This is a genomic window from Dysgonomonas termitidis (assembly GCF_054657735.1).
This window is the reverse complement of record NZ_BAAHYD010000002.1, coordinates 2,743,391-2,761,948: the sequence shown is the minus strand read 5'-3', so window position 1 is coordinate 2,761,948 and position 18,558 is coordinate 2,743,391. Positions and strand designations below refer to the sequence as shown.

16 protein-coding genes are annotated in these 18,558 nt (G+C 40.6%); 11 read left to right on the top strand and 5 right to left on the bottom strand.

Annotated elements, in window-relative coordinates:
• Positions 1–21 precede the first annotated feature (21 nt).
• The 7 genes from ACYQ3L_RS15575 (at position 22) to rodA (ending at position 8,696) form a co-directional block, all read left to right on the top strand.
• Complete coding sequence (locus tag ACYQ3L_RS15575; RefSeq protein WP_380001389.1) at positions 22–960, top strand: cation diffusion facilitator family transporter; 939 nt, start codon at positions 22–24, stop codon at positions 958–960.
• A 278-nt stretch (positions 961–1,238) separates the two neighbouring features.
• The gene (purH, locus tag ACYQ3L_RS15570; protein WP_380001391.1) at positions 1,239–2,762 is read left to right on the top strand and encodes a bifunctional phosphoribosylaminoimidazolecarboxamide formyltransferase/IMP cyclohydrolase; all 1,524 of its coding nucleotides are present in this window, start codon (positions 1,239–1,241) and stop codon (positions 2,760–2,762) included.
• A 40-nt stretch (positions 2,763–2,802) separates the two neighbouring features.
• Positions 2,803–3,828 (top strand): rod shape-determining protein, encoded by a 1,026-nt coding sequence (locus ACYQ3L_RS15565; RefSeq protein WP_006798177.1) that lies wholly within the window; start codon positions 2,803–2,805, stop codon positions 3,826–3,828.
• A gap of 56 nt (positions 3,829–3,884) precedes the next feature.
• On the top strand, positions 3,885–4,748 hold the full coding sequence (gene mreC, locus ACYQ3L_RS15560) for a rod shape-determining protein MreC (protein ID WP_380001393.1): 864 nt from the start codon (positions 3,885–3,887) through the stop codon (positions 4,746–4,748).
• On the top strand, positions 4,735–5,262 hold the full coding sequence (gene mreD / locus ACYQ3L_RS15555) for a rod shape-determining protein MreD (protein WP_380001395.1): 528 nt from the start codon (positions 4,735–4,737) through the stop codon (positions 5,260–5,262). The genes mreC and mreD overlap by 14 nt, the downstream gene beginning before the upstream one ends.
• Positions 5,244–7,211 carry a penicillin-binding protein 2 gene (gene mrdA, locus ACYQ3L_RS15550; protein WP_380001397.1) on the top strand — a complete coding sequence of 656 codons (1,968 nt, stop codon included), beginning with the start codon at positions 5,244–5,246 and terminating at the stop codon, positions 7,209–7,211. Before mreD ends, mrdA begins: the two co-directional genes overlap by 19 nt.
• 27 nt (positions 7,212–7,238) lie before the next feature.
• Positions 7,239–8,696 (top strand): rod shape-determining protein RodA, encoded by a 1,458-nt coding sequence (gene rodA, locus ACYQ3L_RS15545; protein WP_380001399.1) that lies wholly within the window; start codon positions 7,239–7,241, stop codon positions 8,694–8,696.
• Positions 8,697–8,704: 8 nt separating this feature from the next.
• Here the strand turns inward: rodA and ACYQ3L_RS15540 are convergent, their stop codons facing one another.
• From ACYQ3L_RS15540 to ACYQ3L_RS15530, 3 genes are all read right to left on the bottom strand, one after another.
• Entirely contained in the window at positions 8,705–9,718 is a 1,014-nt protein-coding gene (locus ACYQ3L_RS15540; RefSeq protein ID WP_380001401.1) for an ABC transporter ATP-binding protein, read from the bottom strand.
• A 372-nt stretch (positions 9,719–10,090) separates the two neighbouring features.
• Complete coding sequence (locus tag ACYQ3L_RS15535; RefSeq protein WP_380001403.1) at positions 10,091–11,122, bottom strand: iron chelate uptake ABC transporter family permease subunit; 1,032 nt, start codon at positions 11,120–11,122, stop codon at positions 10,091–10,093.
• Positions 11,123–11,259: 137 nt separating this feature from the next.
• Positions 11,260–12,894, bottom strand: a complete 1,635-nt coding sequence (locus tag ACYQ3L_RS15530; protein WP_380001405.1) for a C69 family dipeptidase — start codon at positions 12,892–12,894, stop codon at positions 11,260–11,262.
• Between the two features lie 565 nt (positions 12,895–13,459).
• Between ACYQ3L_RS15530 and ACYQ3L_RS15525 the strand changes: the two genes are divergently transcribed.
• On the top strand, positions 13,460–13,966 hold the full coding sequence (locus tag ACYQ3L_RS15525; protein WP_380001407.1) for a helix-turn-helix domain-containing protein: 507 nt from the start codon (positions 13,460–13,462) through the stop codon (positions 13,964–13,966).
• Between the two features lie 233 nt (positions 13,967–14,199).
• Here the strand turns inward: ACYQ3L_RS15525 and ACYQ3L_RS15520 are convergent, their stop codons facing one another.
• Positions 14,200–14,715, bottom strand: a complete 516-nt coding sequence (locus ACYQ3L_RS15520; protein WP_380001409.1) for an OsmC family protein — start codon at positions 14,713–14,715, stop codon at positions 14,200–14,202.
• 11 nt (positions 14,716–14,726) lie between these two features.
• The gene (tnaA, locus tag ACYQ3L_RS15515; RefSeq protein WP_380001411.1) at positions 14,727–16,103 is read right to left on the bottom strand and encodes a tryptophanase TnaA; all 1,377 of its coding nucleotides are present in this window, start codon (positions 16,101–16,103) and stop codon (positions 14,727–14,729) included.
• 353 nt (positions 16,104–16,456) lie between these two features.
• Between tnaA and ACYQ3L_RS15510 the strand changes: the two genes are divergently transcribed.
• The 3 genes from ACYQ3L_RS15510 to ACYQ3L_RS15500 are packed head-to-tail and all read left to right on the top strand — an operon-like array spanning position 16,457 to position 18,485.
• Positions 16,457–17,239 (top strand): dihydroorotate dehydrogenase electron transfer subunit, encoded by a 783-nt coding sequence (locus ACYQ3L_RS15510; RefSeq protein WP_380001413.1) that lies wholly within the window; start codon positions 16,457–16,459, stop codon positions 17,237–17,239.
• A complete protein-coding gene (locus tag ACYQ3L_RS15505; protein WP_380001415.1) occupies positions 17,227–18,138 on the top strand; it encodes a dihydroorotate dehydrogenase in 912 nt (303 codons plus the stop codon). Before ACYQ3L_RS15510 ends, ACYQ3L_RS15505 begins: the two co-directional genes overlap by 13 nt.
• Positions 18,135–18,485, top strand: coding sequence for a DinB family protein (locus ACYQ3L_RS15500; RefSeq protein WP_380001417.1), 351 nt, complete (start codon positions 18,135–18,137; stop codon positions 18,483–18,485). Before ACYQ3L_RS15505 ends, ACYQ3L_RS15500 begins: the two co-directional genes overlap by 4 nt.
• The last annotated feature ends 73 nt before the right edge of the window (positions 18,486–18,558 follow it).

Genomic DNA, 18,558 nt, shown 5'->3' with positions numbered 1-18,558 from the left:
ACTTTTTAATTAAACGGTTTTATGAAGCACAACCATAGCCACGATGACCACGATCACGGGCATTCACACGGAGGACACAGTCACAGTCACAATGCAAACAAAAAAGCATTGACCATCAGTTTTATCCTGATTACCGGATTTATGTTTATCGAATTTATCGGAGGCTATATGACAAACAGCCTGGCATTAATCTCCGATGCAGGACACATGTTAAGTGATGCCGTGGCACTCGGACTAAGCCTAAGCGCACTGATCTTCGGTGCGAGAGCTGCCACTCCGTCCAAAACATATGGCTATAAACGTTTCGAAATTCTTGCTGCATTATTAAACGGGATCGTATTGGTCTTATTAGCTGTTTTTATATGTAAAGAGGCGATAGAACGTCTGTCGTCCCCACCTCATGTAATAGGTAAAGGAATGATGATAATATCCACGATAGGGCTGGTTATCAATATTATTGTAGCATGGATACTGCATTCGCAGGGTTCTCCTGAAGAAAACCTGAATGTACGCAGCGCGTTTCTTCATGTTATAGGCGATTTACTCGGTTCGGTCGGAGCTATTATCGCCGCAGTGCTTATTATGCTGTTCGGCTGGTATATAGCCGATCCTATAGCCAGTATGATTGTTTCATTACTAGTACTTTACAGCGGTTGGAACGTACTCAGGGAATCAGTGAACATATTGATGGAAGCCAAGCCTTCCGGTATTGATTCTCAAGAGGTGATAAAGGTTCTGAAATCGCTAGATGGGGTAGAGGGCGTCCATGATCTGCATATATGGATGATTACCTCCGATTTCTCCGTAATGACTGTACATCTGAAAGTAAGCCCTGGAGCCGATCGGGACCTTATCTTGGAAAATGCAAAACGGTCGATCGGCAAGCAGTTTGGCATCAGGCATGTAACAATACAGACCGAAGGCCGTGAATTGTGCCTGTGCGAAGAATCCTGCAATTGACCGCTATTCTGATGCCAATACTGTCATATTGTCAAAAGACATTTTGAGGCTATCGTAATCTTGGCTGATATATGTTTCGTTTGTTTCGTTTCAGACCATACCGGCAGATACCATCATTCAGATAGATTTCCATATACAAAAATATGTAAATATTAATGCGATTTTATACTATTTTTTTCTGACTGACATATTCCTGAAAAATTATATTAAAAACGGCCTGTAATAACAATAGTTTTTATAACTTTGTTCCCCTGAAAAAGTCGGATAATTAACACATCATGTCTTCAGAGAAAAAAATAAAAACAGCGTTAGTTTCAGTTTATCATAAGGATGGATTGGATGAGATCTTAAAGAAATTAGATAGTTTAGGTGTTCGTTTCATTTCTACAGGGGGAACGAAGAGTTTCATTGAATCGTTAGGCTTGCCATGCGATGCCGTGGAAGATACAACAGGTTATCCCTCTATCTTGGGCGGACGGGTAAAAACATTACATCCGAAAATCTTTGGTGGCATCCTGTGCCGCAGGGAACTGCCCGAAGATATGAAGCAGATAAAAGCATACGATATACATGAAATAGACCTGGTTATCGTAGATTTGTATCCTTTCGAAGACACAGTCGCTTCAGGTGCCGGAGAACAAGATATTATAGAAAAAATAGATATAGGCGGCATTTCTCTTATACGTGCTGCAGCAAAGAACTTCAAAGATGTAATTATCATTGCATCAAAGCAACAATACCAGCCGTTGATTAACCTGCTGGAAGAAAAGTCGGGAAAATCGGATATCGCAGACCGTAAATTCTTTGCTAAAGAAGCCTTCTCGGTATCTTCATCTTATGATACAGCCATATTTAATTATATGGATAATAATGAAGGAACAGCATTCCGTTATGCCGAAGACGACGCCATGCATCTTCGCTATGGAGAAAACCCGCATCAGAAAGGTACATTCTATGGTGATTTCAATGCTATGTTCGATCAATTGCACGGCCGTGAAATATCATATAACAATTTGCTGGATATAGAATCTGCAGTAAGCCTTATCAGCGAATTCGACGAAACAACCGTCGCAATATTGAAGCATAATAATGCCTGTGGTATAGCGTCGCGCGCTTCCGTAGCTGAAGCATGGAAAGATGCTTTGGCCGGAGATCCTGTCTCGGCCTTTGGCGGTATCATTGTCAGCAACCGGAAAATCGATAAATCGGCAGCAGAGGAGATCAACAATATCTTCTTTGAAATAGTAATTGCGCCCGAATATGATAAGGATGCACTTGAAATTTTGGAACAAAAGAAAAATCGTATTATCTTAGTGCAAAAACAAGAACTGACGGAAAGTAAACAATTCCGCTCTCTGTTGAACGGAGTATTGGTACAAGATAAAGATTTAAGCATACAGACGGCTGACGATTTAAAATTGGTAACAAACAGGCCACTCCAGGGTACAGAACTTGAGGATCTGTTGTTCGCCAATAAACTGGTGAAACATACAAAATCGAATGCTATCATTTTGGTTAAAAACAAACAATTGTGTGCCGGAGGTACCGGCCAGACTTCGCGTGTCGATGCATTGAAGCAGGCGATAGAAAAAGCCGATTCTTTTGGCTTTAATCTCGATGGTTCTGTTATGGCTTCGGATGCCTTCTTCCCGTTTCCCGACTGTGTGGAAATAGCCGGCAATGCAGGTGTCACAGCTGTGGTGCAACCCGGAGGGTCGGTGAAAGACAATTTATCCGTCGAATATTGCAACGAACACAATATTTCAATGGTAATGACTGGTATCCGCCACTTTAAACATTAATAATTAACTGGTTAGTAAGCAAAAATAAACAAGCTCGAATATGGGATTATTCTCTTTCACGCAAGAAATAGCGATGGATCTTGGCACGGCCAATACTATCATAATACATAATGGCAGAATTGTTGTAGACCAGCCCTCAGTAATAGCCCTGGAACGTAAAACAGGAAAAGTAATTGCTGTAGGGGAACAGGCCAGACAGATGCATGGTAAGACCCATGAAGATATCCGTACTGTAAGACCATTGAAAGATGGTGTGATTGCAGACTTTACGGCTGCCGAACAAATGATTCGCGGATTGATAAAGATGTTTAATAATAAAAGTCGTCTTTTCTCTCCGTCATTGCGCATTGTCATTTGTATCCCTTCGGGAAGTACCGAGGTGGAAACCCGTGCTATCCGCGACTCGGCAGAGCATGCCGGAGGTCGCGATGTGTATATGATTTATGAGCCGATGGCTGCGGCTTTAGGTATCGGTATCGACGTAGAAGCTCCGGAAGGAAACATGATAGTAGATATAGGCGGTGGTACAACAGAAATCGCAGTTATCTCCCTGGGTGGTATCGTTTCTAATAAATCGATAAAAATCGCAGGGGATGACCTGACTGAAGATATCCAGGAATATATGGGACGTCAACACAATATTAAAGTAGGAGAACGTACAGCGGAAAACATAAAAATAGCCGTTGGCGCTGCTTTGACCGAATTACCGGACGAAGAAGTTCCGGAAGATTTTATCGTACACGGACCAAACCGGATGACATCATTACCGATGGATATTCCTGTATCGTATCAGGAAATGGCTCATTGCCTCGATAAATCTTTATCCAAAATGGATTCGGCTATCTTGAGCGCATTAGAACAAACTCCTCCGGAATTATATGCCGATATTGTTCGCAATGGTATTTACCTGACAGGAGGCGGTGCCTTGTTAAGAGGACTTAGCAAGCGCTTCTCTGACCGGATCGGAATACAATTTTATGTTGCCGAAGATCCGCTTCATGCTGTGGCTAAAGGTACAGGAATTGCCTTGAAAAACATCGAGAAATTCAATTTCCTGATGCGATAAGATATTTAGGATTAACATCTTATACCTAATTGATTTTAAATAGATAAGAACGGATTATGCGCAGCCTGATAAACTTTTTATTAAAAAATAGTTCATGGTTTGTTTTCATTATTCTTGAAATAATCTGTTTCTCTTTCGTTTTTAGCGGAAATTCATACCAAAAAAGTATATACTTAAACTCTTCCAATGAAATAACGGGAAGGGTTTATGCTATATCAGGGAGCATCTCCTCTTATTTTGGGTTAAGAACAGAGAATCAGCAACTTTTGCAGAAAAGTGCTGAATTGCAAGCCGAAATAAACGAACTGAAAGACTATATATTTGCAATAGAAGCCGATTCGTTGAAAACAGAAGCTTTCTTGCGCGATTCGTTAGGGCAAAGGGTTGAGCCGCATTTTGTTATTGCCCGGATAGAGAAGAACAGTATCTCTCTTGTTGATAACTACATAATTATCAATAAAGGTAAAAAAGATGGTGTGCGGCCCGATATGGGCGTTGTTTCTCAACAAGGAATAGTCGGTGTTGTCATTGATGCCAGTGCTAATTACGGTATAGTACAGCCCGTGTTGAATCCGCATAGCCGCTTTAGCTGTAAAATTTTGAACTCGAATGCTGCCGGAATCCTTATCTGGGAAGGGGGAGACCCACGTTACGCAATGCTTACCGAATATCCTAAATATGAGAATGTACAGATAGGAGATACGATTGTAACAACCGGCTTCTCGGACTTCTTTCCCGAAGGTATAATGGTTGGCACAATAGAAGGATACAAGAGTGAGACAGATGATAATTTCAATAGCTTGAAGGTAAAATTATCCACGGACTTTGGCTCTCTCAAAAATGTACTTCTTATTAACAATACTAATGAGGAAATAAAAGAACTGGAGAATAAGATTAAAACCAAGAATGTTAAAAAGTAGTGTCATAAAATATGCTTTGATGTTTGTACTGCTTGTATTATTACAGGTTTTGGTACTTAACAGGATTTCTTTTCTAAGTTATGCTGTACCTTTTGCATATATCTACTTTGTACTGAAGTTGCCTGTAGGGTTCAGTAGAAACCTGTCTACCTTATTAGGATTCATACTCGGGTTCATTATCGATATTTTTTGTAATACACCCGGGATGAATGCAGCAGCTACTACTCTTATCGGATTTCTTTGCCGTCCTGTGCAGGGACTGTTTTTTATGATAGACGACTATGACGAACAGACGCCCGGACTAAGGCTGCTGGGAACAGCATATATGAAATTTGCATTCTTTTTGACTCTTATACATCATATAGGACTAATCTCCATAGAGTCATTTTCTTATTTCAATATAAAACTTGTTATAATAAGGATATTACTATCAACAGTACTCACAACTATCCTTATTTTTGCATTTGAAGGATTTTCGTTAAAGCAAAAGAGTTCATGGCAAAAATCAACTTAGACCTCACTAAACGAAAATATGTTTTAGGCGGGATAGCCTGCAGCATAGTGCTTATATATATAATCCAATTGTTCAATCTGCAGATAGTCAATAGTGAATATAAAAGTTCTGCCGATGGGAATGCATTCTTCAACAGAACTTTATACCCTTCGCGTGGAAAGATATCCGACAGAAACGATAAGCTCTTAGTATACAATCAGCCTACTTACGACCTTGTATACATACCCCGGGAAGTACAACCTTTCGATACCCTTGATTTATGTAAGACTCTAGGTATTACGCGTGAACAATTCGATAAACGTTTGACTGATATAAAAGACAGGAGATTGAATCCCGGATACTCCTCATATACCCAGCAGACTTTTATGACCCAACTCACCACGCAGGAAAGCGGCATCCTTCAGGAGAAATTATACAAGTTCTCAGGCTTTTTTATACAAAAGAGAACACTGAGGCAATATAACTATCCTAACGCAGGCTTACTATTCGGCTATGTAGCTGAAGTAAGCAAAACTCAGATGGAAAACGACAACTACTATGTAAGAGGGGATTATGGAGGAAAATCCGGAATAGAATCATCTTACGAAAAATATCTGAGAGGAGAAAAAGGCATTGAGATACTGCTGCGGGATGCCCACGGCCGCATACAGGGTAAATACGAAAACGGAAAGAATGACATCGCACCAATTTCGGGGAAAGACTTAACATTGTCTATTGACATAGAGTTGCAGGCATACGGTGAGTATCTGATGCAAAACAAGGTAGGCAGTATTGTAATGATCGAACCATCAACCGGTGAAGTCTTATGCATGGTTACATCTCCTTCCTACGATCCGTCTATGTTGCTTGGCGGACGTAATTTCAAAAAGAACTATGTCGAACTGGAGAATAATCCGTTGAAGCCCTTGTTGAACAGACCTATACAAGGTATGTATCCTCCGGGCTCAACATTCAAGACCACGCAGGGATTAGTATTTCTGCAAGAAGATATTATCACAGAGAACACGATGTACTCCTGTGCCGGAGGATATCCGCCATTAGGTGGCAGGCCAAAATGCCATCCTCATGGTTCACCGCTGGCTTTAATTCCGGCTATTGCAACATCCTGTAATTCATATTTCTGTTATGGATTATCTGCTATGCTCAGCAACAGAAAGAAGTACAAAAGCACACCGGAAGCCTTTGAAGTATGGAAAGACCATATGGTAGATATGGGATTCGGCTATCGCCTGGGGGTAGACCTCCCTTCAGAAAAGAGAGGGTTTATACCTAACAGCAATTTCTACGACAGAGCTTATAGGAATAGTTGGAATGCTTCCACTATCATATCTATAGCAATCGGGCAAGGAGAAGTCACTGCTACTCCGTTGCAGGTTGCAAATCTGGCCGCAACGATCGCAAACAGAGGTAATTACATCGTACCTCATGTAGTGAAGAATATACAGGACACTCCGCTCGACAGTATCTATACTCATAAACGGGAAACCGGAATAAAGAAGGAACACTATCAATCTATAGTGGAAGGTATGGCCCGTGCAGTAACAGGAGGTACATGCCGTGGAGCAAACCTGTTGCCGGACATTGAAGTCTGCGGTAAGACAGGTACTGCCGAGAACCCCCATGGGAAAGACCATTCTATATTCATGGGATTTGCACCTAAGGATAACCCCAAAGTAGCTATATTTGTGATTGTTGAAAATGCAGGATTCGGAGCAACATTCGGAGTTCCCGTAGGAAGGTTGATGATGCAAAAGTATCTGAGAGGGGAAGTGCCTGCCAGCGATAAGTATATCGAGGAGCGGGTTGCGAATACAACCATATTGCCACAAACATTCTTTAACTGGAACCGGACTAACAAACGGACCATGGAATTTTCAGAACCTGCAGTTGTAAGCAATGATGTAGAGAAAGATGAAGTGAAACCGTTCACACTGGAAAGTGATAATTGATAATCATATAAGGGTCATATACTTGAGATGTATCAGAGAGAAGATGAAAACATAAAGAAGAGCCTCGATTGGTTTACCATAGCCTTGTATATGATATTGATACTGGGCGGGTGGTTCAGCATATATGGAGCCAGCTATCAGTACGAGCATGCCACCAGTATGTTCGACTTATCCGGACGGGCCGGTATGCAGCTGATATGGATGGGAACATCTGTTATTCTCGGCTTCATCATCCTGAAACTGGATAGCAATCTCTATGATATACTCGCATATTATATATATGCTGCTTTCATACTCCTCTTGCTGGCAACGGTCTTTTTAGCAACAGATATCAGGGGCTCGCGGTCGTGGCTCAAGATAACCAATTCGATACAAATCCAACCCGCCGAATTCGCCAAGTTCGCTGTAGCACTGGCTTTGGCCAGATTTCTCAATTCTTACAACTTTAAGTTACTTACGGCGCAGAACCTGTCTATAATAGCTGTGATGATTTTAGTGCCTATGGCATTGATTATGCTACAAAAGGAAACAGGATCGGCTCTCGTATATACAGTCTTTATACTAATGCTGTATAGAGAGGGGTTGCCGGGGATTATTCTCTTTCTGGGCTTATCCGCAGTTGTGCTCTTTGTTGTAGGGCTCAAATATTCGGAGACAGATATAGGTATCATTTCAACAGGAGAGTTTATATCCATTATATTGGTTATCCTTGTCAGCGCCATACTTGTTATCAGTTACCGTAAGGATGGTATAACCGCGCGAAATATATTTCTCGGAGCAGTGGTTATATTCGGCATCGCATACCTACTCACGTTAATCGATGTACCTATCGATTTTGGCATAGTAGCTCTTGTGGCTCTGGCTATTTTAGTCGGTTATTTGCTGTATCTAGCCAAAAAGCATTGGTCGAAAGTCTATATGCTTACAGCTGTATTCGCATTGGGCAGCCTATTATTTGTTAGTTCGGTCGACTACCTGTTTACCGACATAATGCAGCCTCACCAGCAGATGCGTATCAAAGTTACGCTAGGCATGGAAGAGGACCTGATGGGTGCAGGATACAATGTCAATCAGTCAAAGATCGCGATCGGTTCGGGAGGTATTTTGGGTAAAGGATACCTGAACGGCACACAGACCAAACTCAAATATGTCCCTGAACAAGATACCGACTTCATTTTCTGTACAGTAGGAGAAGAACAAGGTTTCGTCGGTTCTGTACTTGTCTTACTCTTATTCTTGGCCCTGATTACCAGATTGATATATCTGGCTGAAAGACAAAAGAATATATTTGGCCGTGTTTATGGCTATTGCGTAGCCTGCATCTTCCTTTTCCATCTGGCAATCAATATCGGAATGGTTATAGGACTAACTCCCGTAATTGGTATTCCCCTGCCATTCTTCAGCTATGGAGGCTCTTCCCTGTGGGGATTTACTATCCTTTTATTCATCTTCCTGCGCATTGATATGGCAAGGAAAAGACGATAGATAAAGTACTATATACCGGACAGATAATCTGACAGTTGTTCATAATTAGCTAACTTATCTACAATTTCATCTTTTTTTACTATCCGGATAGAAACAGCAGATTCTACTATTACCGAGAACAAGGTATCCTTCTCTTCTTCAACCACTCCAAAGCCATGTCTTTCCAGCATATTTTTGGTCCAGTGATATAAATATCCCTCTGCCTGCAAATATACCTTTCTGCGGCTTTCCCTGTTCGGTAAAAAATTCCCTGAATTCTTATCAAAAAGAATATTATCGCCCTTAAAGAAGTTGTCCATTGTACCGGATAATACAATATCTTCTGTTACTCCGCCAGTCAATCCTTTTTCCCGCGACAATAGCCATAAACGGTCGGCGAGGAGCAAAGCCAGATCTATATCGTGTGTAGAGAGCAATATTGTTTTACCCTGATTCATAGTCAGGTTGTGAAGGAGATTCATTACTTCTATGCGGCTCTCGATATCAAGAAATGCGGTAGGCTCATCCAATAATACAACCGGACATTGTTGCGCCAACGCTTTGGCTATCATGACCTTTTGCCGTTCTCCATCCGACAGTTCAGCGACATATACCTCCGCTTTATGTACGATGCAGACATCCTCCATTGCCTTTTGCACTATTTCTTTATCTTCTTTTGCCAGTTGCCCGAAAAATCCGGTGTATGGGTAACGTCCCAATTCAACTAATTCCCTGACTAACAATCCTCCCACCGAAGTCTTATCGGTCAGCACCAAGCCCAATAGCCGGGAGAATTCCTTTTCTGAATATAAGTTTACATCCTTATTTTCATAATGCACTTTGCCCCGCAAACTTGGTTGTGAAGCACTGATGGTCCGCAATAAAGTGGATTTACCTGCTCCATTAGCGCCGATCAGGCACACAAGTTCTCCCTGATACAAGTCGAAGGACAAATCTTCGTACAAAGCTGTCTTGTCCCTATGCTTTGTTTTTGCATAGCCTATACTTATATTTCTTGCAGATATTATCGCTTTTCTATTCATATTTGGTTATATACTCCCTGTAAAACAATGTTACATATTTTAACTATATATAGTTAAAAAGTAACAGAAGTAACAGGAAAACTAATATCTCAATTAGTAGATTTGCCGCTGTGCCAATTAACAATCGCCGAAGCGAAGGCGAGGCAATGGTGCGAGACGACAAAACTTGTAACATTAAAAAAAGTAACAAAAGTAATAATCATTTAAATTCTTTCTATTTCAATTTTAACAATATATCGCTAAAAACATGTATTAAATTAACCTATATTAATCCTATATAGTTAAAAGGTAACAAAGTATACAACTTTTCTCTGTTTTTAGTAATATTACTTTTTACTCATTACTTTCTGCATTTTACTTTATATAGATAAATCAATTGAAATATTGTATCTTTTTCTGGTTCAAAATCACATATATAATAACCGGGGCTCCGAATATAGGAGTTATCGCATTTAGGGGCAATGAACCCGAAGCACCCGGAAGCACACTTATCAGGTTGCATATAAGAGCCATTACCGAACCTATCAGAATAGTAAAAGGTAACAGCGACTTATGATTGGATGTTCCCAGCAGCAAACGGGCGATGTGCGGAACTGCCAAACCGATAAATGCAATAGGCCCGCAAAAAGCACAGGTTATTGCCGTCAAAAGGCCCGCGCATAATAGCAAAAGGAAACGGATCAATTTTATATTCACACCCAGATTGGTAGCATACCGTTCTCCTAAGAGCAGAGCATTCAACGGTTTAATCAATAAAACGGACAATAACAGGCCGGCACTTACCACTATGCAATAAAATGGTAGCTGCTCGGTGGATACGCCCGAAAAATCTCCCATGCCCCAAATCATAAACGAATAAGCGTCTTCGCTCGTGCTCCAGAATTTAAGGATGGAAATTATGGAAGATGTGAGATAACCAACCATAATACCGATTATCAGCAACATAACATTGTTGCGAATAACAGATGCAAAACCCATAATAATGGCAAGAATGAGAGCTGCCCCGAGAAACGCACCGAATACGATACTCATCGAATAGGAAAAATCGAAACCACCCACTGAACCTATCGTATTCCCTATCAGTAAAATAACAAGAGCCACACCCAGATTTGCCCCCGAACTTATACCCAAGATCCCGGCATCGGCCAAAGGATTACGAAAAGCTGTCTGCAACAGCAATCCCGATACGGCTATGCCCCCTCCGGTAAATAGTGCCGTGATGGCCTGTGGTAACCGCGACTGTAATACGATATATTCCCAAGCCTGCTTCTCAACTTCATTTCCTGCCAATATATCGAAGATAGCGTGAGCCGGAATGGATACAGAGCCCAGAAACAGATTTGCGGTAAACAAAACGGGAATACTTATTGTAAACAGGAGGCTATATATGAGACTTTTAGACATTAATTTTCTTAAGTTCTTTTGCCATTCCGAACGGAGTGAAGAATCGGGTGTAAATTTACGGAATTCTTCACTCCGTTCAGATATAACGTTCGACAGAACGAAGCAGAGCCTATGGCAAAATTTTCTATTTATTATGTTTAATACAATACTTTATATTTATCTCCGGTTTCTTTCACCACCTGCCGGTAAAATTCTTTCGGGTAACCTACGCGTTGCGGTGAAGACGGTTTTCCGTGTTCGTTACGGATAAACTCTCCGTCTTTTTCCTTGCGTACTACGCCGTCCATATATTTAATAACAAGGAACTCGCCCAGCTTCTTCCATTTGTCAAATGCATACTGTGCTTGTTCTCCACTATATTTAGTAAGGAACTGAACAGCTTGTGCCGGCGATTTTTCATATAATGCAATAGCTTCTTTCTCAGTTTTGTCCTGTTCGGCAAAGAATTTACTTTCCAGTTCCTTTTGTACCTTTTCCAGATCCGGATGCATATAGCTATATTTATTATACACCATGTTCGATACCCAGTTCTGAATCCAGAAACTGGATGTCCATGAAAAAGTATATAAATCTCCGTTCCCTTCACGGTAACATTCCGGAATTTCGGTAATAGAACAATACATCGGGGTGAAAACTGTCTGGTCGGCATCGTCTGTACCAAACCAAAGAATACCGCCTATTGGATCAGGCAACCAGGAGCGCATTTGCGATGTAAATACAAATCCGGTTTGCTGGGTAGCCACAGGACGCTCATTACAATACTGGACCGAATCCGATTCCCAGGTCAGAGGAGCCCAGCGATATGGAGATTTGAACGGACCTGCGCCTATATCATTGCTCCAGTCCAGTTCGGTACCTTCATAATGGTCGCGCATCATTTCCTGTATATCGGCTATTGATAACTTTCTGTCGGGTTTAATGTATAGGGGCATTGGTTCTTGCGTCTTACCTTGGGCATAAGTCACAAATTTTGCCATATCTTTATTATAGCGGTTGAAGAAAGTCCATACACGGGCTTCACAGAAACGTTGTCCGCCAAAATCAAGTGGATTATAAGCCTTCGCGAAGCTAAAATCAGCATCCTTACCTGTATAATAGCCTTTTTCCTTAGCAAAAGAAATTACGTCTTTCGAATAGATGCAATTCTCCGGGTCGTTGAGCGGAAATTGTTGTATACGGGCCTGATTGGCATGAGCGGATATACAATCGTCAGGAATACGTACAGCTACCCAAACAGCGCCTTTGTTTCCTTTACCTTTACCTATCATCTCCAGTACCCAGATTTCGTTGGGGTCGCCGATAGAAAAAGATTCACCACCGCTATAATAGCCATATTCGGTTACCAGTTCTGTCATCACTTTTATCGCTTCCCGCGCATTCTTTGCTCTTTGCAGAGTTATATATATAAGGCTGCCGTAATCCATTATTCCATCCGGATCGGCCAGTTCTTCACGTCCGCCGAACGTTGTTTCACCGATAGTCACCTGATGCTCATTCATATTTCCCACCACATTATAGTTCTGGGCGGCCTGGGCTATCTCACCCATATATCTTCCGGTATCCCATTCATACACTTTCAGCATATCACCTTTAGCCCATTTTTTGGCAGGCCAATGGTAGAGTTCACCGAATAAAGCGTAAGAATCGGCAGAATAACTGATAATAGTTGAGCCGTCGAGAGACGCTTTTTTGCCGACTAAAAAATTTGTGCAGGCAAATACGTGAATCTGGGAGACTAAACAAAAGAAAGTAAATAAAAATATCTTCTTCATAGTTCTAATTTTTTTTAATGGTGTAAAGATAAACTTTATTATTTATATATAAGGAAGGCATATGAATAAATATACAAAAGTATTGCAACTGAAATTTACATAAGTATACAAGTTATAATATTCAAGAATATGTTGTGCAATATCCAAATGTAAATAGCTAAAATTGTATTGAAACATATCGACTCTTATACATTTGTAATTCTGGCTGAAATACACAGATGTATATAGTTAAAATAATATATTAAAATAATAATAATACATTATATTCCAGTATATTAATATAAATATTTGAAGCTATAATTTAATATAAAAATTAATAGAGTAGGGGATATAATGGTATTTAGGGGTTATATACGTCTATTTGTTATAATATATATCTAATTATTAGTATTTTAATTAAAATATGTAAAGTAATACTTATTCAATATATCAATATAAATACATTTGTATTCAGACTTGTTGTAAACAAAGTCAACAAACGTAAATAACAAATGTAAATAAGTAAAATTTCCTTTTGTAAAAAATATTATTTACATTTGTTACATCATTATATACATTACTATATATGAAAGATCGTATAAGATTAATAATGGAGCGTGAACATCTTACTCCATCAGCGTTTGCCGACAGGTTACAGCTTGGCCGGGCTGTTATATCACATATACTTAATGGACGTAACAATCCCAGCCTGGATGTGGTTACACGTATTTTATCCAGGGTCAATTATATCAATCCCGACTGGTTACTTACCGGAAATGGCGATATGATAAAAACTGATGGAGGAAAAACTTCAACTATGCATCAAGTATCTACTCCTTCATCCTATAATTACCATCCGGGTCAAAATCAACCGGATTTATTCTCTCAGGATTCTGTATCTCCGCCCATTCCCCGACCGGAAACAGAATATCGCAAGGAAAATATAGTTGATCAGGTTCAGAATGTACCTGAAAAAACTATGAATCAACCTGTTATGTATCAAAAAACTACTGAGCGAAAAATCAGTAAAATAATCATTTATTACTCGGATAATACATTTGAGACATTCAACGCCGATAATTCACCCTTATAATAAAAAATAAGAGGGTGTGTCAAAAGTAATTTTTACTTTCATTTTCTCATGTTGAACGGAGTGAAACATCTCGTGTCTGGAGGTTCGGGATTCTTCATTGCATTCAGAAACAACGTTCGGCAGAGCGAAGCGGAGCCAATGACAAAGAGGGTAATAATTCGATAGTGCAATTTGGCTTTTGACACACCCTCTTATTTTTTATGATAGGTACAGATTGGAAGTTCGTGTCAGGGTTAATCTATTATTTCGTATTCTACCGGAGTTGGATTATCCACATTATCTATGGCTGCCCCGATTTTCAATACATCATTTATAAACAATTTCTTTTCTTCTTTTGTCATATCCGACTCGAACCGGATTTTGAGGTTCAGTCCTGAAAATCCTGCGCGGTTGGCATCGTTTATACCTAATGCTTTTGAAAAATCAATGCTGCCTTCGACTTGCACAAATATATCTTGTATGGTTAAGTTACGCTGCAATGCCAAAAGCTGCATGGTAGAAACCACACAGCTCCCATAGGCTATGGAAAGCATCTCCGGAGGAGTTGGTCCCAAATCATCTGCGCCGAATGCTTTAGGTTGATCTACAATTATCGTATGATCACGCACCTTACATTCCAATGTACGGTTTCTTAATTCCGAAATTTGTGTTTTTACCCTATAAATAGCCGGATTATTTATACTGTCATTCTGAGCATAAAAGTTTACAGCTAACAGAATGAATAGGACGAGATTTATTATTTTTTTCATATAAATATCTTTTACTTGATTTTTTTTAGTTTTACCGTAAAATGCCGTAACAGATCGGCCTCCCATACTATTTCCACACCCTTAGTGATAGATTCGCGGCGGTCGAATATATTTTTCAATGCCGCGGCTACCACATTCATATGATTATCGGTATATACACGCCTGGGAATAGCCAGCCGCAATAAATCCAATCCGTCGAAACGGTTTTCGCGTGTTACAGGATCACGGTCAGCCAGTATATACCCTATCTCGCATCCGCGTATACCTGCTTCCAGGTATAGTTCCACTGTCAGGGTTTGCGCCGGAAACTGCTCCTTGGGCACGTGTGCCAGCACTTTAGCGGCATCAACGAATATCGCATGCCCTCCAGCTGGACGTTGATATGGTATGCCGTACTCGTCAAGTTTCTTACCCAGATATTCTACCTGTTTGATACGGCTCTCCAGATTGTCGAATTCGGTGTTCTCGTCAAGGCCTATAGCCAGCGCATTCATATCGCGGCCATTCATGCCACCATAGGTTATAAAGCCCTCGTAGGCAATTCCTTTTACCTTGGCCATATCATACCACGATTTCAGCCGGGTAGCAATAAATCCGCCCATGTTTACAATTGCGTCTTTCTTGGCGCTCATTGTCATTGCATCGGCATTTGTAAACATTTCTAAACATATCTCTTTGATTGACTTATCCTTATATCCATCTTCACGCATCTTTATGAAATAGGCATTCTCGGCAAAACGAGCCGAGTCGAACAACACTTTTTTGCTATACTTATCGGCCAAAGCGTGTACTTCCTTGAGATTCTGCATAGATACAGGTTGCCCGCCCGCCGTATTATTCGTTATGGTAACGATAATAAACGGGATGCGATCACCATATTTGATCAGGGCATTTTCCAGTTTCTTCACATCCACATTTCCTTTAAACGGGATTTCGAGCTGTGTGTCCTTTGCTTCATCGATTGTACAATCGAGCGCAACGGCCTTCCGGGACTCTATATGCCCTTTTGTAGTATCGAAATGGGAATTACCCGGGCACACATCGCCTTCATTTACCAGGCAAGAGAATAATACGTTTTCGGCAGCACGTCCCTGATGGGTCGGCAATACATATTCAAATCCTGTGATAAGGGTCACCATATCCTTCATATTGTAATAAGACGTTGCTCCGGCATAACTTTCATCCCCGAGCATCATACCGGCCCACTGACGGTCGCTCATGGCTCCTGTACCCGAATCGGTAATAAGATCTATATAAACCTGTTCGGATTTCAGTTGAAACATATTGTATCCGGCTTCTTTAAGCCATTGCTCACGTTCTTCTCTCGTACTTTTCCGGACCGTCTCAATCATCTTTATTTTCCATGATTCTGCAAATGGTAGTTCCATATATATATTTTAAGTTACAAATTATGAATTAGAGAATGTATATACTTCAATTGTATATATAACTCATCGACTAAAACCTGTTTGTTTTAGAAAATGATAAATAAATAAATGTTGGAGTAAATTTATAACGTAAAATGGTCTCTATCCTTAATATTAAGGAATATGGGGCTGAATAATGTGTTTTTGAAACTTAAAGCCATAGTGTACTATTGTTTCAGGTTTTAAATGATACAATAAAGATACAATTATTTTTCAAAAAATTATTCTTCCCTCGCAATTTCCTAGTACGCCCAAACTTTACTAACTTTGTACCCGAATAGAAACAGATATTTATCTCTAAAAAACCAAGGTAAATGAAAAAAATGCTGGATTTAGTTGTTACCGAAAACAACCAACTAAACCAAAGTTATTGCCTCATCAAACTTACCACCACAGACCATTCCCCTTTACCGGAGATGTTTCCCGGACAATTTGTCGAAGTAAGAGTAGATGGTTCTTCATCTACTTATTTGCGCCGGCCAATTTCCGTAAACTTTGTGGATAAAGCAAAAAATGAGCTGTGGCTGCTTGTACAGGCAATTGGCGACGGAACACGTAAAATGTGCGAATATAATAAAGGTGATATCGTAAACCTTTTACTTCCGCTAGGTAATTCATTCTCTGTCCCTACCGCGAAAGAAGGACAGGAATTATTACTAATCGGCGGCGGTGTGGGAACAGCTCCTATGCTATATCTTGGTGCATCCCTGAAAGAAAAAGGATTCAGTCCTAAATTTCTCTTAGGGGCAAGATCGAAGAACGATTTACTCCAATTGGATGACTTTGCCCGCTATGGAGAAGTGTTTTGCACGACTGAAGATGGCAGCTATGGAGAAACGGGATATGTTACCAATCATTCAGTGTTAAAAAACACCCGTTTTACCTCCATTTATACCTGTGGGCCAAAGCCTATGATGGTAGCTGTGGCAAGGTATGCAAACGATCATGAAATCAACTGCGAAGTATCTCTCGAAAACATGATGGCATGCGGATTTGGCGTATGTTTGTGCTGTGTGGAAAAGACCAGCGAAGGGAATATATGTGCATGCACAGATGGACCCGTATTTAATATAGAAAAGTTAACATGGATAAACTAGCTGTAAACATAGGTAAACTACATTTGAAGAACCCGGTTATGACCGCATCGGGTACTTTCGGTTATGGAAAAGAGTATTTGGACTTCATAGACCTATCGCGAATAGGTGGTATTTTTGTAAAAGGAACCACCATTCGACCTCGACAGGGAAATGATTATCCTCGTATGGCAGAGACTCCTTCCGGCATGTTAAATGCTGTGGGACTGCAAAATAAAGGCGTTGACTACTTCGTATCGAGTATCTACCCCGAGATAAAAGACTTCAATACAAATGTAATAGTCAATGTATCGGGTTCCACCATCGAAGATTATGTAGAATGTACCGAGAAACTGGTCGATTTGGACAAAATTCCAGCTATTGAGCTAAATATTTCCTGTCCGAATGTAAAAGAAGGCGGTATGGCTTTCGGGGTATGTGCCGATTCGGCTGCCGATGTTACAAGGGCTGTCCGCAGAGTTTGGGACAAAACACTGATAGTAAAATTATCCCCCAATGTGACCGATGTCACTGAAATAGCCCGTGCTGTAGAAGCTGAAGGAGCTGACTCTGTTTCTCTGATAAATACACTATTGGGTATGGCCATCGATATAAACAAAAGACGCCCTGTACTATCTACCGTAACGGGAGGCCTTTCCGGTCCATGTGTGAAGCCTGTTGCCCTGCGGATGGTATGGCAAACATATAATGCTGTAAAAATCCCGGTTATCGGTATGGGAGGAATCTCCTGCTGGCAAGATGCCATTGAGTTTATTCTGGCGGGATCGTCGGCAATTCAGATAGGTACGCACAACTTTATTGATCCTGCGATCTCGGTAAAGGTAGTGGATGGTATAAAAGAATATCTGGACAGGAACAATATCGGTTCGGTACGGGAATTAATAGGGGCTTTGGAGGTATGAATGAATTTGAAACAAACAATACAGAGCTGTTGCGGCTGATTGATGAATGGGAACCCAAGTTACAATCCTTACCGGAAGACGTAATCTCCAGTCGAAAAACGACTCAGGGCTGGACTATAAGAGAGACATTGGGACATCTTGCCGATTCGGCTTCAAATAATATCCATCGTATTATTCATCTGCAATACCAAGCCAATCCGCTGATTTTCCCCGACTATGCCAATATGGGAAATAACGACAAGTGGGTTGCCATTCAGAATTATCAGACCGAGGATTGGCATGATCTGATCCAGCTATGGAAATACATGAATTTCCATTCATTATTATCCATATTATCCGCCATGTAAATTCTGAAAAACTGGAAAATGAATGGATTACGGCTTTAGGGGATAAAGTATCCCTAAAAACGATGATCCTGGA

What these genes read in the sequence shown, in the direction of transcription:
- ACYQ3L_RS15575 (WP_380001389.1), top strand. Translation starts at nt 22, where the DNA reads ATGAAGCACAACCATAGCCACGATGACCACGATCACGGGCATTCACAC.
- purH (WP_380001391.1), top strand. Translation starts at nt 1,239, where the DNA reads ATGTCTTCAGAGAAAAAAATAAAAACAGCGTTAGTTTCAGTTTATCAT.
- ACYQ3L_RS15565 (WP_006798177.1), top strand. Translation starts at nt 2,803, where the DNA reads ATGGGATTATTCTCTTTCACGCAAGAAATAGCGATGGATCTTGGCACG.
- mreC (WP_380001393.1), top strand. Translation starts at nt 3,885, where the DNA reads ATGCGCAGCCTGATAAACTTTTTATTAAAAAATAGTTCATGGTTTGTT.
- mreD (WP_380001395.1), top strand. Translation starts at nt 4,735, where the DNA reads ATGTTAAAAAGTAGTGTCATAAAATATGCTTTGATGTTTGTACTGCTT.
- mrdA (WP_380001397.1), top strand. Translation starts at nt 5,244, where the DNA reads ATGGCAAAAATCAACTTAGACCTCACTAAACGAAAATATGTTTTAGGC.
- rodA (WP_380001399.1), top strand. Translation starts at nt 7,239, where the DNA reads ATGTATCAGAGAGAAGATGAAAACATAAAGAAGAGCCTCGATTGGTTT.
- ACYQ3L_RS15540 (WP_380001401.1), bottom strand. Translation starts at nt 9,718, where the DNA reads ATGAATAGAAAAGCGATAATATCTGCAAGAAATATAAGTATAGGCTAT.
- ACYQ3L_RS15535 (WP_380001403.1), bottom strand. Translation starts at nt 11,122, where the DNA reads ATGTCTAAAAGTCTCATATATAGCCTCCTGTTTACAATAAGTATTCCC.
- ACYQ3L_RS15530 (WP_380001405.1), bottom strand. Translation starts at nt 12,894, where the DNA reads ATGAAGAAGATATTTTTATTTACTTTCTTTTGTTTAGTCTCCCAGATT.
- ACYQ3L_RS15525 (WP_380001407.1), top strand. Translation starts at nt 13,460, where the DNA reads ATGAAAGATCGTATAAGATTAATAATGGAGCGTGAACATCTTACTCCA.
- ACYQ3L_RS15520 (WP_380001409.1), bottom strand. Translation starts at nt 14,715, where the DNA reads ATGAAAAAAATAATAAATCTCGTCCTATTCATTCTGTTAGCTGTAAAC.
- tnaA (WP_380001411.1), bottom strand. Translation starts at nt 16,103, where the DNA reads ATGGAACTACCATTTGCAGAATCATGGAAAATAAAGATGATTGAGACG.
- ACYQ3L_RS15510 (WP_380001413.1), top strand. Translation starts at nt 16,457, where the DNA reads ATGAAAAAAATGCTGGATTTAGTTGTTACCGAAAACAACCAACTAAAC.
- ACYQ3L_RS15505 (WP_380001415.1), top strand. Translation starts at nt 17,227, where the DNA reads ATGGATAAACTAGCTGTAAACATAGGTAAACTACATTTGAAGAACCCG.
- ACYQ3L_RS15500 (WP_380001417.1), top strand. Translation starts at nt 18,135, where the DNA reads ATGAATGAATTTGAAACAAACAATACAGAGCTGTTGCGGCTGATTGAT.